General features: G+C 64.1%; 16 protein-coding genes and 1 tRNA gene. 8 read left to right on the top strand and 9 right to left on the bottom strand.

Annotated elements, in window-relative coordinates; translation table 11 throughout:
* Window positions 1-2 precede the first annotated feature (2 nt).
* The gene (locus X265_RS33435) at window positions 3-614 is read right to left on the bottom strand and encodes a glutathione S-transferase family protein (protein ID WP_128968687.1); all 612 of its coding nucleotides are present in this window, start codon (window positions 612-614) and stop codon (window positions 3-5) included.
* 131 nt (window positions 615-745) lie between these two features.
* Window positions 746-1,588, bottom strand: coding sequence for a fumarylacetoacetate hydrolase family protein (locus X265_RS33430; RefSeq protein ID WP_128968686.1), 843 nt, complete (start codon window positions 1,586-1,588; stop codon window positions 746-748).
* A gap of 401 nt (window positions 1,589-1,989) precedes the next feature.
* Between X265_RS33430 and X265_RS33425 the strand changes: the two genes are divergently transcribed.
* Window positions 1,990-2,961 carry an IS110 family RNA-guided transposase gene (locus X265_RS33425; RefSeq protein WP_128963081.1) on the top strand — a complete coding sequence of 324 codons (972 nt, stop codon included), beginning with the start codon at window positions 1,990-1,992 and terminating at the stop codon, window positions 2,959-2,961.
* A 199-nt stretch (window positions 2,962-3,160) separates the two neighbouring features.
* On the opposite strand, the gene X265_RS33420 is transcribed toward X265_RS33425, so the two are convergent.
* Complete coding sequence (locus X265_RS33420; protein ID WP_128968685.1) at window positions 3,161-4,012, bottom strand: MBL fold metallo-hydrolase; 852 nt, start codon at window positions 4,010-4,012, stop codon at window positions 3,161-3,163.
* A gap of 134 nt (window positions 4,013-4,146) precedes the next feature.
* On the opposite strand from X265_RS33420, the gene X265_RS33415 reads away from it, so the two are divergent.
* The gene (locus tag X265_RS33415; protein WP_128968684.1) at window positions 4,147-4,623 is read left to right on the top strand and encodes a DUF3775 domain-containing protein; all 477 of its coding nucleotides are present in this window, start codon (window positions 4,147-4,149) and stop codon (window positions 4,621-4,623) included.
* A gap of 19 nt (window positions 4,624-4,642) precedes the next feature.
* Here X265_RS33415 and X265_RS33410 read toward each other — a convergent pair whose 3' ends face one another.
* From X265_RS33410 to X265_RS33390, 5 genes are all read right to left on the bottom strand, one after another.
* Window positions 4,643-5,632: an NADPH:quinone reductase gene (locus X265_RS33410; RefSeq protein WP_128968683.1), complete on the bottom strand. Its 990-nt coding sequence runs from the start codon at window positions 5,630-5,632 to the stop codon at window positions 4,643-4,645.
* The gene (locus X265_RS33405) at window positions 5,629-6,411 is read right to left on the bottom strand and encodes an SDR family oxidoreductase (RefSeq protein WP_128968682.1); all 783 of its coding nucleotides are present in this window, start codon (window positions 6,409-6,411) and stop codon (window positions 5,629-5,631) included. The genes X265_RS33410 and X265_RS33405 overlap by 4 nt, the downstream gene beginning before the upstream one ends.
* A gap of 117 nt (window positions 6,412-6,528) precedes the next feature.
* Window positions 6,529-7,041, bottom strand: a complete 513-nt coding sequence (locus X265_RS33400; protein ID WP_128968681.1) for a CvpA family protein — start codon at window positions 7,039-7,041, stop codon at window positions 6,529-6,531.
* Window positions 7,042-7,246: 205 nt separating this feature from the next.
* Window positions 7,247-8,845: a GMC family oxidoreductase gene (locus X265_RS33395; protein ID WP_164938917.1), complete on the bottom strand. Its 1,599-nt coding sequence runs from the start codon at window positions 8,843-8,845 to the stop codon at window positions 7,247-7,249.
* 137 nt (window positions 8,846-8,982) lie between these two features.
* Window positions 8,983-10,359: a coniferyl aldehyde dehydrogenase gene (locus tag X265_RS33390; protein ID WP_244659464.1), complete on the bottom strand. Its 1,377-nt coding sequence runs from the start codon at window positions 10,357-10,359 to the stop codon at window positions 8,983-8,985.
* Window positions 10,360-10,737: 378 nt separating this feature from the next.
* On the opposite strand from X265_RS33390, the gene X265_RS33385 reads away from it, so the two are divergent.
* The 6 genes from X265_RS33385 to X265_RS33360 all read left to right on the top strand — a co-directional run bounded on the left by X265_RS33385 (window position 10,738) and on the right by X265_RS33360 (window position 13,219).
* Window positions 10,738-10,814, top strand: a tRNA-Met gene (locus X265_RS33385).
* A 192-nt stretch (window positions 10,815-11,006) separates the two neighbouring features.
* Complete coding sequence (locus X265_RS33380) at window positions 11,007-11,318, top strand: nucleotidyltransferase family protein (protein WP_128968679.1); 312 nt, start codon at window positions 11,007-11,009, stop codon at window positions 11,316-11,318.
* Complete coding sequence (locus tag X265_RS33375) at window positions 11,308-11,664, top strand: HepT-like ribonuclease domain-containing protein (RefSeq protein ID WP_128968678.1); 357 nt, start codon at window positions 11,308-11,310, stop codon at window positions 11,662-11,664. The genes X265_RS33380 and X265_RS33375 overlap by 11 nt, the downstream gene beginning before the upstream one ends.
* Before the next feature lie 93 nt (window positions 11,665-11,757).
* Complete coding sequence (locus X265_RS33370; protein WP_128968677.1) at window positions 11,758-12,534, top strand: cyclase family protein; 777 nt, start codon at window positions 11,758-11,760, stop codon at window positions 12,532-12,534.
* Between the two features lie 215 nt (window positions 12,535-12,749).
* The gene (locus X265_RS33365; protein WP_128968676.1) at window positions 12,750-12,959 is read left to right on the top strand and encodes a hypothetical protein; all 210 of its coding nucleotides are present in this window, start codon (window positions 12,750-12,752) and stop codon (window positions 12,957-12,959) included.
* A 32-nt stretch (window positions 12,960-12,991) separates the two neighbouring features.
* Window positions 12,992-13,219 carry a hypothetical protein gene (locus X265_RS33360; protein ID WP_128968675.1) on the top strand — a complete coding sequence of 76 codons (228 nt, stop codon included), beginning with the start codon at window positions 12,992-12,994 and terminating at the stop codon, window positions 13,217-13,219.
* A 136-nt stretch (window positions 13,220-13,355) separates the two neighbouring features.
* On the opposite strand, the gene X265_RS33355 is transcribed toward X265_RS33360, so the two are convergent.
* On the bottom strand, window positions 13,356-13,550 hold the full coding sequence (locus X265_RS33355; protein ID WP_244659462.1) for a hypothetical protein: 195 nt from the start codon (window positions 13,548-13,550) through the stop codon (window positions 13,356-13,358).
* Window positions 13,551-13,563: the final 13 nt, after the last annotated feature.

Raw genomic sequence — 13,563 nt, 5'->3', positions numbered from 1 at the left:
GCTCATGCTGCCGGCGGCACCGAGATCTTGACCGAGGGCCGCTCCAGCATCTTCTGATGGAAGGCGTCGAGTTTCGGATAGGCCTTGCGCCAGCCGCAATCGGCGAAGCGGAAGTCGGCGTAGCCGAGCACGCAAACAAGGCCGATCTGCGAGATGTCGAACGGGCCGTCGAGCACCTCGGGCATATTCTCGAAGCGCGCCATGCCGGTCCAGGCCCGATTCCAATGATCGTCCATCCAGGCCTGCCATTGCAGGCCCTGCGGTCGCACCATTTTCTCGTAGCGGCACAGCAGCATGGAATCGAGCATGCCGTTGATCAGCGAGTGATTGGTCTTGGCCTTCCAGCGCCCCGGACCGTAGGCCGGGATCAGGCTGCCGCCGGCCATCTCGTTGAGGTATTCGACGATGACGTAGGAATCCAGGATGACGTCGCCCTCATCGGTGATCAGCACCGGCAGCTTCTTCAGCGGCGTGATCTTCGAATAGTCCTCGTTGACCGTGCCCGGTGCGACAGTTGCCGGCATGAATTCGATCCTGTCGATCAGCCCGAGCTCGATCGCGGCGATGCGCACCTTGCGGGCGAAGGGCGAGGCGGCGGAGAAGGAGAGTTTCATGGGGATGTCCTCCGGGTGACGGCAGTTGTTTTCGTCATTGCGAGCGAAGCAATCCAGGCTGTCTCCGTGGAAATAGTCTGGATTGCTTCGCTTCGCTCGCAATGACGGGAGAGAGGGCGGTGATCGCAGCCTTACGCCGCAACGATCTCCTGGCGCTGCTCGCCGAGGCCTTCGATGCCGAGCGTGACGACGTCGCCGACATTGAGGAAGGTCGGCGGCTTCATGCCGAGGCCGACGCCGGGCGGGGTGCCCGTGGTGATGATGTCACCCGGCAGCAGGGTCATGAACTGCGAGACATAGGAGACGCACTTGGCCATCGAGAAGATCATGGTCTTGGTCGAGCCGGTCTGGCGGCGCTGGCCGTTGACGTCGAGCCACATCGACAGGTTCTGTACGTCCTTGATCTCGTCCTTGGTGGCGAGCCACGGGCCAACCGGGCCGAACGTGTCATGCGACTTGCCCTTGGTCCACTGGCCCAGGCGCTCGGTCTGGAAGTTGCGCTCGGAGACGTCGTTGCAGACGCAATAGCCGGCGACGTAGTTCAGCGCATCGGCTTCCGAAACGTACTTGGCGCGGGTGCCGATGATGCAGGCGATCTCGACCTCCCAGTCGAGCTTGGTCGAGCCGCGCGGCTTCTCGACGGCGTCGTTGGGGCCGGACAGCGAGGTGTTCGCCTTCATGAAGATGATCGGCTCGGTCGGAATGGCTGCGCCGGTCTCCTTGGCGTGGTCGCTGTAGTTGAGGCCGATCGCGACGAATTTCGAGATGCCGGTGACGGGCGCGCCGAAGCGCGGCTTGCCGGAGACGGCGGGCAGAGAAGCGGGGTCGATCGCCGCCAGCTTCTTCAGGGATTCAGGCGAATAGGCCTCGCCGGTGAGGTCCTTCAGATGCGCCGACAGATCGCGCAACTGGCCGGATTTGTCGATCAGGCCGGGCTTTTCCGCACCCTTTTCGCCGTAACGAATAAGCTTCATTCTCGTTTCTCCCTTGGGATGGACTGATCGGTTAAATAGCTTCATGGAACAGGGCGGCGGGAAATTCAACCGCCCAGAACCGGGTGCATTGCAGCCCTTCCTGGTAGGGTGGGCAAAGGCGCGGAGCGCCATGCCCACCACCTTCTCTCAATAGCCGGCGTTGGTGGGCACGGTGCGCTTTGCCCACCCTTGTATTAGCGCGCCGGGTTAGGATGGCCACGTTCCGTGAGGAATGGCCCAGCCCGGGTGGCCGCCCGAGCTGGGCCGCCGATCGATCGGATCGATGCCCACCGAAGCCCTGAAGGGCTGCGTTTCGTAGCAAGATCGCGGTCGGCACTTCAGCGGGACCCGCATGGTTGAACGAACTTCAGGTTCGCATTCACAAGGGAGGGTCGAGGAAGATGGCCAAGCATATCATGATCTGTGCCGGGATCGATACCGGCAAAGACAAGCTCGACGTGGCGGTCGACGGCAGCTCGGAGCGATTGCAGGTCGACAATACGGTAGAAGGCCGCCAGGAGCTGGTGGAGTGGCTGAAGGGCCACAAGGTCAAGCGGATAGGGATCGAGGCAAGCGGAGGCTATGAGCGGGCTGTCGTCGCTGAGCTGCGACGCAAGCGGTTCGTCGTCGTCCTGTTTCAGCCCAAGCAGGTCCGTGCCTATGCCACGTTCCATCAGCTGCTGGCCAAGAACGATACGATCGACGCGGCGCTGATCGCGATGTGCACTGCTGCGGTCAAAACGATCCATCCCGCTCCGGATCCGCGTCTGCAGCCCTTTGCCGAGCATCTGACGATGATCGACCAGATCACGGAGGACATCGCAAGACTGAAGAACCGGCTTGAGAGTTGCCGCGACACGCGGATTCAAGGGGTTTGGAAGGCGCAGATCGCGCTCCTGACCAAGTCCAAACGAGCTGAACTCAAAGCGCTGCTGGCGACGATCCGCAAGCACCCTGATCTGGCCGCACGGCTCGATCTGATCTATAGCGTCGCCGGCTGCGGCCTGCCGACCGCGGTTGCCGTCCTGGTCAGGATGCCCGAGGTCGGCAACATCACGCGTGGGCCCGCTGCAGCTCTCGGCGGGCTGGCGCCTTACGACGACGACAGCGGCAATCGCGCCGGCGCCCGTCACATCGAGGGTGGCCGCGAACGCCTGCGCCGGGCGCTCTACACCGCGGCCCTTGCGGCATCCTTCCGCTGGAATCCGCAGCTCAAGGCTCTGTACGCCCGCCTGATCGCCGCCGGCAAAGGCCACAAATGCGCGCTCATCGCCTGCGCCAGAAAGCTGCTCGTCACGATCAACGCCGTCGTCGCCCGCGGAACTCCCTGGGTGGCAGAGCTGCCTCAACTCGCCAAGCGGCCCGCCGCCTGACCCGTTTCTTTGTTCGACTAGGCGACCGTTTCTTCGTCCCGACCTGCCGCAACAAAGACGCCGCGCGCGGCGGCCGTCAAGGCTGGCCGTCGCTCTGCTCCCGCCTTACATCAGCTGCTGCCAGGCCACGCCTTGATGGGCGCAAGCGCGGCGTCACCATCAAGGCCATCGGGGGCGACTTAATGGTTGCTACGATTTGCTAGGATTGCTGCGCCACAAACCTGAACGCATTGCCCTCCCGGCGGATGTGGCCGGCCGAGAAATGCCCGCCGATCACGAGCGTCGGCGTATCGGCAAACCGGCCGAACAGCTCACGCCGCGTCACAGCGGATTGCGTCAGGTCGGAATCCGCGGTGGAGGACCAGTCGAGATGCGCCATCTGGCATGGATGATGAGCGACGTCGCCGGTCAAGAGCCCCTGTTCGCCGTCCGACTGGATCAGGACGCTCATATGGCCCGGACTGTGGCCGGGCGTCGGGATCATGCTGATCTCGTCCGAGAGCCTGTGATCGCTCGGGATCAGATCGGCACGGTCGGCATCGACGATCGGCTTCACGGAATCGTCAAAGACGGCCTGCTTGTCCGGCTCGGTCGAGTGTTTCAGCCAATGCTCGTATTCGGCGCGTCCGAACACGTAGCGCGCTTTGGGGAAGGCGGGCGCCCATTTGCCGCCGACCAGCTTCGTATTCCAGCCGACATGATCGACGTGAAGATGCGTGCACAGCACGGTGTCGATGCTGTCAGGCGGAAAGCCCGCGGCCGCCATCATGTCCAGAAACGGGGTGTTGCGGTTATTCCAGGTCGGAACGTTGCGGCCCTGCTTGTCGTTGCCGAGGCCGGTGTCGACCACGATCCGGCGCGACGGCGTCTCCACCACCAGCGAGTGGATCGACATTTTCAGCCGGCCCTCTTCGGTCGCGAAATGCGGAATCAGCCAGGGCAACTTCCTGATCTCGTCATTGCTGGCCAGAGGCAGGATGAAGCGGGTCGAGCCGACCGTTTCCAGTTCGACCACCTTGGTGATTTTGACCTTGCCGACCTTCCACTGCATCGGGCGCCCCCTATTTCTTCATTTGGCGGCGAAAGATGCGCATTTTCCGCCATGAAGCGCAATGGATCATCTGTCGCGATGTTGCGTTATCGAGGGAACCTGGACCCAACCTAAAGGACGAGCAGGGGGAGCCCATGCCAGAGCTTACGATTTCCGCCGACAAGGTCGCCTTCATCATCGAGAAGGCGCGCGAATTCGACGTCAAGGAGGGGGACTCCGATCCGGATTCCGGCTCCAACGCAGCCGATGACGATATGATCGACGTATTGGAGGACGATGGCTCCGATCCCGCCGGTCTCGAACTTGGCAGCTTCATCACCGCCCTCAACGAGGACGAGCAGCTGGATCTCGTGGCGCTGACATGGCTGGGGCGCGGCGAGGGCACGATCGATGATTGGGACGATCTCCGCTCGCGCGCCGTCGAGGCGCGGGCGACTTATCGCGCTCCCCGGCGCGAAACGGCCCGCTACCTGCTCGGCGATCCCATGCTGGGTGATCTGCTTGCCGACGGGCTCGACGCCTTCGGCATCGACTGGACGGATGAACGCACGACGGCCGATTCGTCCGCGCCCAGTCAGCAGGACGAAGACGAGCCCACCAAACAACGCTGATGCTGCCGGCTTCGGCGCTTCACTTGGCGCAGTTGACCACAACGGTACCGAGCTTGTCGCCCTTCTCGACGGCGAGATGCGCCTGCGCCGTGTCCGACAGGGCGAACTCTGCCGCGACATTGTGAATTCGCGGCCCCGCCGCCAGCCATTTCGAAATGTCGGCCTGCGCCGCCGCGAGCAGCGCCGGCGGGAGTGCGAACAGCACCAGTGTGCGCAACGTGATGCATTTCTCCATCAGCTCGCGCATGGGGACGACAGGCGTGCGCTTGCCGTTGGTGGCGTAGACCGCGATGGTGGAATTGACGGCCATCAGCTTCAGCGTCGTTCCGATGTTGCCGCCGAAATCGACGTCGACGACGCGATCGACACCGCGTCCGCCGGTGAAGGCCATCGCCTTCGCGACGACATCCTCGTCCTTGTAATTGACCACGAGATCGGCGCCCGCCTGCCGTGCCAGCTCGCCCTTCATGGCCGAGCTGACTGTCGCGATCACCTGCGCGCCGCCCCATTTGGCGAGTTGCACGGCATAATGGCCGACCGCGCCGGCGCCGCCGGTGACGAGCACGGTCTTGCCGACGATCGCCCCGTCCGCAAACAGGCTGCACCACGCGGTCATCGCGGGGATGCCGAGCGTTGCGCCTTCCGCAAAGGAGAGATGGCCCGGCAGCGGCGTCACCAGCTGCTCGGCCAGTACGATATACTCCGCCGCGGTGCCGAAGGCGCGGCCGTTGCGCTGGCCGTTGAACAGCCAGACCCGATCGCCGAGCTTGAAGCGCATCACCCCATCGCCGATCTGGTCGACGAAACCCGCGCCATCGCTGTTCGGAATCACGCGAGAAAACTCCATCGCGCGATAAGAGCCGCCGCGCCGGCCGACATCGGCCGGATTGACGCCGGAGGCTTCCAGGCGAATGCGAACTTCGCCCGGGCCCGCGACCGGCGTCGCCATCTCACCATAGGTGAGAACGTCCGCCGCCGGCCCCGTCTGCTCGTACCAGACCGCTCTCACAGCGTTCCCGGGAACGCGCCGCCGTCGAGCAGGATGTTCTGGCCGGTGATGAAGCCGGCCTTGGCCCCGCACAGGAAGGCGCAGGCGTAGCCGAACTCGTCGGGCTGGCCGAAGCGCCCCGCGGGGTTCAGCTTGGCGCGCTCCGCCAGAATCTGCTCCGGCGAAACGCCGCGCTTGTCGGCTTCGCCCTTCGCGGTGCTGGTCAGGCGATCGGTCTCGAACGGACCCGGCAGCAGGCCGTTGATGGTGACGTTGTTGATCACGGTCTTGCGCGACAGGCCCGCGATGAAGCCGGTGAGGCCGGCGCGCGCGCCGTTGGAGAGGCCGAGGATGTCGATCGGCGCCTTCACCGCGGCCGAGGTGATGTTGACGATGCGGCCGAACTTGCGCGCCATCATGCCGTCGACGGTTGCCTTGATCAGCTCGATCGGCGTCAGCATGTTGGCGTCGATCGCCTTGATCCAGTCGTCGCGGGTCCAGTTGCGGAAGTCGCCGGGCGGCGGCCCGCCGGCATTGTTGATGAGAATGTCCGGCTCGGGGCAGGCCTTCAGCACGGCTTCGCGGCCCGCCGGCGTCGTGATGTCGCCGACGATCTCGGTGACCTTCACGTTCGGATAGGCTTTGCGGATTTCGTCGGCTGTCTTCTTCAGGGCTTCCGCGCCCCGCGCGGTCAGCACGACGTCGACGCCGGCTTCGGCCAGCGCCATGGCGCAAGCGCGCCCCAGGCCCTTGCTGGATGCGCAGACGATGGCGCGGCGACCTTTGATCCCAAGATCCACTGTTTCACTCCCGAAATAGCACGCAGGTTTTTGAACGGGGCGCACTCTAGCCAACATCGGCGGCCCTGATAAGGGACGGGTCCGCGTCAAAATGCATGGCGCGCCCGCGCCCATGCTTTAGATGCGCCGTTCCTGCTTCAGGCGGTCGATTGCCTCGGCGGCCTCCGGCGGCAGCGATTTGAATCCCATCTGCCCGACCGCCGAGAACAATGGGCGCAGACGCGAGCCGGCGAGGAAGGGCGGCTGGCGGCTCGGCGGCACGATCTGGTCGAACACCAGCACCAGCGTGGTGGCGACGAGCCCGACCCTGATGGCGCCGAGCGCGGCGCCGCCGATCCGGTCGACGATCCCGGCGTCGCGGATCGTATCGCTCAGCGCGAGACGTCCGAGATAGCCGAACAGCATGCCGACCACCACGAAGATGGCGAAGAACCAGATCCAGTTCTGAAACAGCGACGCGTTCGGGTTGCCGGCGACCTGCGGCACGATCAGCGGCATCAGCGCGACCGCGATGGGAGCGGCGAGGAGATAGGCGAGGATGGTCACGGCGCTGCCGAGCAGGCCGGTCCTGAAACCGAAACCGATCGCAATGGCGAGTGCGACGTAGATCGCGAGATCAAAGCTGTTCATGAGCAAAACCCTGCCAACGGAACGTATGAACGTCGAACCGATCGTTCCGGTTTCAGCTCGCTAAAATCGTCTGTAATTGGCTCCCTACAGCTCAGGATTGCATTCGTTCATGACTATTCGACGTCAGTAAAGAAACTATCTCTTTGGCTGCCGTCCCGGCCCCGCACGCGCAATTGCGCGCGAGGTGAGGAACGGTCCGCGTCGCCTAACTCGGCCGCATCCCGGCCTTGATCATATCCGCCGCCTTCTCCCCGATCATGATGGCAGGCGCATTGGTATTGCCGCCGATCAGCGTCGGCATGATCGAGGCGTCGACGACGCGAAGGCCCTCCAGCCCACGCACCTTCAGCTTCGGATCCACCACCGCCATGGCGTCCGTGCCCATCTTGCAGGTGCCGACGGGATGATAGACCGTGTCGACGCGACCCCGCAGGACGGCGCGGATGTCGTCGTCCGTTCGCACATCGGCCGTGAACATGTCCTTCTTCTGCAAGGCACGCAGCGCAGGCGTCTCCATCAGCCGCCGCGTGGTCTTGAAGCCCGCGACCATCGCTTCGAGATCATCGTCTTCACCGAGGAAGTTGGGGTCGATCATCGGTGCGGCAAGCGGATCGGCGCTTTTCAGCCACACGCTGCCGCGGCTCTTCGGCCTGAGCAGGCAGACGTGACATGAGAAGCCTGCCTCCTTGTGTTTCTTGCGGCCGTGGTCGTCGAGCATCGCGATGACGAAGTGCAGCTGGATGTCAGGCACATCGAGATCCGGGCGGGTTTTCAGGAAGCCGCCGCACTCGGCGAAATTGGTGGTCATCAGGCCGCGCCGCTCGCGGCGATAGCGCTGAATGGCGCGGAGCAGCGATGGCAGCCGGCCGAGCGACGAGTGAACGAAGTGCGGATAGTCGGAAGCATAGACGAAGACGAAATCCGGATGGTCCTGCAGATTTTTCCCGACGCCCGGCAGATGATGCACGACGCCGATGCCGTGCCTGCGAAGCGCCTCGCCGTCGCCGACGCCCGACAGCATCAAGAGCTGCGGTGACTGGAAGGCGCCGCCAGCCAGGATCACCTCCCGCTGCGCGCGCAGCTGTTTCGTCTGCCTGCCCTGCACATATTCGACGCCGACCGCACGTCCGCCCTCGAACAGGATCCTGGTGGCATGCGCGCCGGTCTCGACGCGCAAATTCGCGCGCTTGCCCATGTGCGGCTGCAGATAGGCCCGCGCCGCGCTCCAGCGCTCGCCTTTGTGCTGCGTCACCTGATAGCTGCCGAGCCCTTCGTGGTCTTCGCCATTGAAGTCGTCGCGGATGCGGAACTGCGCCTCGCGCGCGGCCTGGTGGAAGATGTCGTGAACAGGATTGTCCGAGCGCAGCCGGTTGACGTGCAGCGGCCCGCCCTTGCCGTGATAATCGCCGTCGAAATCGGCATTGTTCTCCGAACGCTTGAAATAGGGCAGCACGTCCGCATACGACCAGCCTTGATTGCCGAGCGAGGCCCAGTGGTCGTAGTCCCATTTGTGGCCGCGGATATAGACCATGGCGTTGATTGCCGAGGAGCCGCCGAGGCCCTTGCCGCGCGGTTGATAACCGACACGTCCGTTCAACCCCTTTTGCGGCACGGTCTCGAAGGCCCAGTTCGCCGCGCTGTAGGGCAGCGCGAGCCCGAATGGCGTCGTGATCCGCCAGCTGTCGTTCGTGCCGCCGGCATCGAGCAGCGCCACCGATGTCGCCGCATCCTCCGACAGCCGCCCCGCCACCGCGCACCCGCCGGAGCCCGCGCCCACGACGATGAAATCGAATGTATCTGTCATTGATGTCTCCCCCATTTGCATTTTTCTCGTCATTCCGGGGCGCGCGAAGCGCGAGCCCGGAATTCATTCATCCGCTTGGCACATGGCGAAATGGATTCCGGGCTCGATGCTGCGCATCGCCCCGGAATGACGGGCAGCTACGACATGAACCGCATCATCTTCTCCAGCCGCGCGATCTTGCCGCCATAGGGCGGATAGAGGTCGGCGAGGCGGTTGAACCTGGAGCGATAGAACACCGGCTTCAGCTTGCTGAAGGTCCGAAAACCCCATTCGCCGTGATAGGCGCCGGTGCCGGAGGCGCCGACACCGCCCATCGGCTGGTTGATTTGCGCGAAGTGAAACAGGCAGTCGTTGATGGTGACGCCGCCGCTGACCGTGCGTGCCAGCATCTCGTCTCGCGCGTTGCTGTCCGTGCCGAACCAGTACAGCGCGAGCGGCCGGTCGCGCCTGACGATGAAGGCGATGGCATCGGCGCGTTCGCGATAGGGGAGCACCGGCAGCACCGGCCCGAAGATCTCCTCCTGCATCGCGGCCATCGCTTCGGTCGCACCGAGGATCAGCGTCGGCGGGAATTTGCGATGCGCCTTCCAGTTGGGATCGTCAGCCCTGGCCGGTTGCAGGATCTTGGCGCCGCGCTCGGCGGCGTCAGTGACCAGCCCTTCGAGCCGGGCATAATGCCGGTCGGAAATGATGGAGGTGTAGTCCTTGTTGGCGGGATCGGTGCCGAACATGCGCCGCATCTGCGCGCTGACTTTTTCGGCAAGGGCCTGCAGCGATCGCTCCGGCACCAGCACATAGTCAGGGGCAATGCAGGTCTGTCCGGCATTGAGCAGCTTTCCGTAGGCGATGCGCTCGGCCGCCTCGTCGAGATCGGCGGAGGCATCGACGATCGCAGGCGACTTGCCGCCGAGCTCGAGCGTGACGGGGGTGAGATTGCGCCCCGCCGCTTCCGCGACCAGCCGCCCGACCCGGGTCGAGCCCGTGAAGACGAGGTGATCGAACGGCAGATGGGCAAAACCCTTTGCGACCTCGTCCTCGACCCCGGTGACGAGCAGCTCCGTGGCGTCGAACGTCTCGGCGATCGTCTGCTTGAGCAGCGCGGAAAAGTGCGGGACGAGCTCGCTCGGCTTGATGATGACGAGGTTGCCGGCGGCGATGGCGCCGATCGCGGGCGCGAGCGTCAGTTGCAGCGGATAATTCCAGGGCGCGATGATGCCGACCACGCCGAGCGGCTGCGGCATCAGCCGGTTGCGGGCGGGGAGGAATTGCAGCGCCGTCGCCACGCGCTGCGGCGCCATCCAGCTCTTCAGGTGTTTCGTGGCATGCCGGATCTCGGAGAACACCATCATGGCCTCGGCGATGGTGGTCTCGATTGCCGAGCGGTGGCCGAAATCGGCCGAGATCGCCTGCCTGAAACGCTCTTCATTGTCGGCGACGACCGCGCGCAGCCGCGCCAGCCGGTCGAGCCGCGCGGCACAGTCCGGCGCCGGCTCGGCCCGCGAGCGCGCGAGCATCGCCTGGAAGCTGTCGGTGAGTGCGGCCAGCGGCGCGCTCGCCGGCGCGCGGTCCAGAGTGCTGTTCAAGGCGGTTCTCCCCGTCAGGCGTTTCGCCGCTGTTTTGTTGCCGCAAGCTGGCGGTTTGTGGAACTTCTGGCAAGTGCCGGGCAAGCCGGCCGGAATCTGCGCCCGCTCCCTGTCACAAAGTCGAAAAAAACGTCCCCGCGGCCCTTTCCAAAGCCAGCCCGCCTTGATACATACCCCCCGCACCCAAGGGCCTTGGCCCGGGGTTGCCTTCCAGGGAAGCCTTCGGGACGGGAGAAGAAAGCCACGCGCACAGCGTCGGCCCTCAATCCATCGTCCCCGGCATTTTCTCGAAGGCGCGCAACGGTTTAACGCGGGGTGGAGCAGCCCGGTAGCTCGTCAGGCTCATAACCTGAAGGTCATAGGTTCAAATCCTATCCCCGCAACCAAATAGGCCAGTCTACGAGGTCCTAGAAAGCCGCCCTCCGGGCGGCTTTCTTGTTTTGGGCTCTGTCTCCGCACGAAGGAAACCGGTCTGTCCTGGCTTCAGCCCTATGTCCTTACGGAGGAAGAACACCCAAACGAAGCTTTGGTGGGATGATTTGTAACATGTATTCTGACGGGGCCGGCAGGAGACGGGCATGCACGCGGAAATCGAAAGGCATCGTGACGCACTAAGGGCCCTGTGTGATCGTTATGGCGTCGTGCGGCTCGAACTGTTTGGCTCTGGAGCGCGCGGCGACGACTTCGATTCGGCGAGAAGCGACGCGGATTTTCTCGTCGAGTTCGACAAAAACAGTGGCATGCCGCCGCTCGACCAGTTTCTCGGGCTCGCCGAAGGGCTCGAACGGCTTCTCGGACGTCCTGTCGATCTCGTCGAGGCTTCGGCCCTCAAGAACCCCTATGTGCGCGCAACGATCAACCGGTCGAGAGAATTGATTTATGCCGCGTGATCCGCGTGCGTTTCTATGGGACGTGCAGCAGGCCGGCCAGGCGATCGCCGAATTCACCGCGGGTCTTGATGCCTCAGGTTATCGAGCGAGCCCGCTGATCCGATCGGCCGTAGAGCGGCAGTTCGAGGTCATTGGCGAGGCGCTGAACCGGCTCTCGAAGGACGCGCCGGATATCGCTGATCGGGTACCCGACCTGCGGAGGATCGTGAGCTTTCGCAACATCCTGACCCACGGCTATGCGGTTGTCGATGACGGACGAGTATGGGAGATCGTTACGTCAATGCTGCCCACCCTGCGTGCCACCGTAACGGCTCTCCTGAGTGAATTGGGGCCGCCGGACGCATGAACGTTGGTCCATTGCAGGTCATCGCAATCGAGCGGAAAGACGCCTGAAGCAACGCCTGAGCCGCCAACGAAAGACAATCACCCAGGAAGGGCCATGACCAGCAAGCTGATCGACATCTCCGTTCCCCTCCAGAACGACGTGCCGGCCGATCCGCCCGGCAATCATCCGACCATCCAGTATATCGACCACCAGCAGGGCCTGCCGCGCATGCTGCAGTTCTTCGACGGGCTGAAGGCCGAGGATCTGCCGGATGGACAGGGCTGGGCGGTGGAGCAGGTCAGCCTCTCGACCCACAACGGCACCCATCTCGACGCACCCTGGCATTTCCACCCGACCATGAACCGCGGCGAGCAGTCCTGGACCATCGACGAGGTGCCGCTGGAATGGTGCTTTCAGCCAGGCGTGAAGCTCGACTTCCGCCATCTGCCGGACGGCTATGTCGCGACGGCCGCGGACGTCGAGGCCGAGCTCAAGCGCATCGGCCACGAGCTGAAGCCGCTCGAGATCGTCGTGGTCAACACCAGCGCCGGCGCCAAATACGGCCGGCAGGACTACGTCACCTCGGGCTGCGGCATGGGCTATGAAGCCACCATGTACCTGCTCGAGCGCGGCGTGCGCCTGACCGGCACCGACGGCTGGAGCTGGGACGCGCCGTTCGTCCACACCGCGAAGAAATATGCCGAGACGAAGGACGCCGGCCTGATCTGGGAAGGCCACAAGGCCGGCCGCCATATCGGCTATTGCCATCTCGAGAAGCTGCACAATCTCGAGCTGCTGCCGCCGTCAGGCTTCAAGGTGTCATGCTTCCCCGTGAAGATCGAGCGCGCCTCGGCCGGATGGACGCGGGCGGTCGCGATTTTGGAGGGCTAATTGCTCGGGCTCGCCTTTATCCCGCGCAGTCCGGTCCATCCAACGTCGTCAGCGGGTGCGCGGGGCAGCGCGTAGCATTCTGAAGCGGAAAGCATCCGCTTGCGTCCTTGCCGGCTTCCATGTGACCCGGGTCACGGTCTGCTGCAGATGATTGCTCCATCTTCCAAGACATCAGTTCGGATGGACCGACTGGATTTCGGGATGGAGAAGCCACCATGCGCACCAGCAGACCTGCGATCGAGTTATCGCTCGAAGACCTGGAGATCGTCGCCGGCGGGGACGGCGTCATGGGGCAAACCGGAAGCATCCAGTTCGGTGTGGGAGCAAACCACGGAGCGTCGGTGTCGTGGCCGGGAGCCGTCGGGGGTGTTGAGGGAACGTGGACCGCATCGAGCAAATCCGGCCTGAGTTGGCGTCCGGCGTGACCTGTCGCGCCGCGCCCTTCGGAAAGAGTCCAATGGAGAAGATCATGACCAAGGCCACTGAACCGATGGACCTGTCGCTCGAGCAACTGGAGATGGTTGTTGGAGGCGACGGTGTTCTGGGCAGCACAGGTGCGATCGTCTTCGCGAACGGAACGGCCGGGAGCTCCGTCAGCTGGCCAGGGGCTGTCGGCGGGGTGCAGGGCACATGGACAGCATCCAGCAACACCGGCCTGAGCTGGCATGCAGCTCAGCACGCGTGAGAGCGGCCAGCCGGAAAGGCCCGTGGTGGAAGGAGCGGCACACAGCCATAGTACCGGTTCGCTGTGCGCCGAGCCAAAAAAGCGCGAGCCAGCAAACGCCGGCCCGCGCGGTTCAGATCGGAAAATGGTGCGCTCTCTAACCCAGGCTCAGCGCCTCGCCGGCTTCTACGGACTGAGCGCGAGCATCGCGCGCCGGCTTGTACGGACAGACCATCGTCAGATAGAGCAGCGTGGGTGTCTTGCTGTCTCCCTCGTACTCCCACTCCAGCCGGATCTCATGCGTATCCGCGCCCGGGTCGGTCTCTTCGTGGGTCGTGATGTGGGTTTTCATCGGGATCGGTGGC

This window comes from Bradyrhizobium guangdongense (assembly GCF_004114975.1).
In the GTDB taxonomy this organism is placed as follows: domain Bacteria; phylum Pseudomonadota; class Alphaproteobacteria; order Rhizobiales; family Xanthobacteraceae; genus Bradyrhizobium; species Bradyrhizobium guangdongense.
Note: the sequence above shows the minus strand (reverse complement) of the source record. Positions and strands in the feature narration are given on the sequence as shown.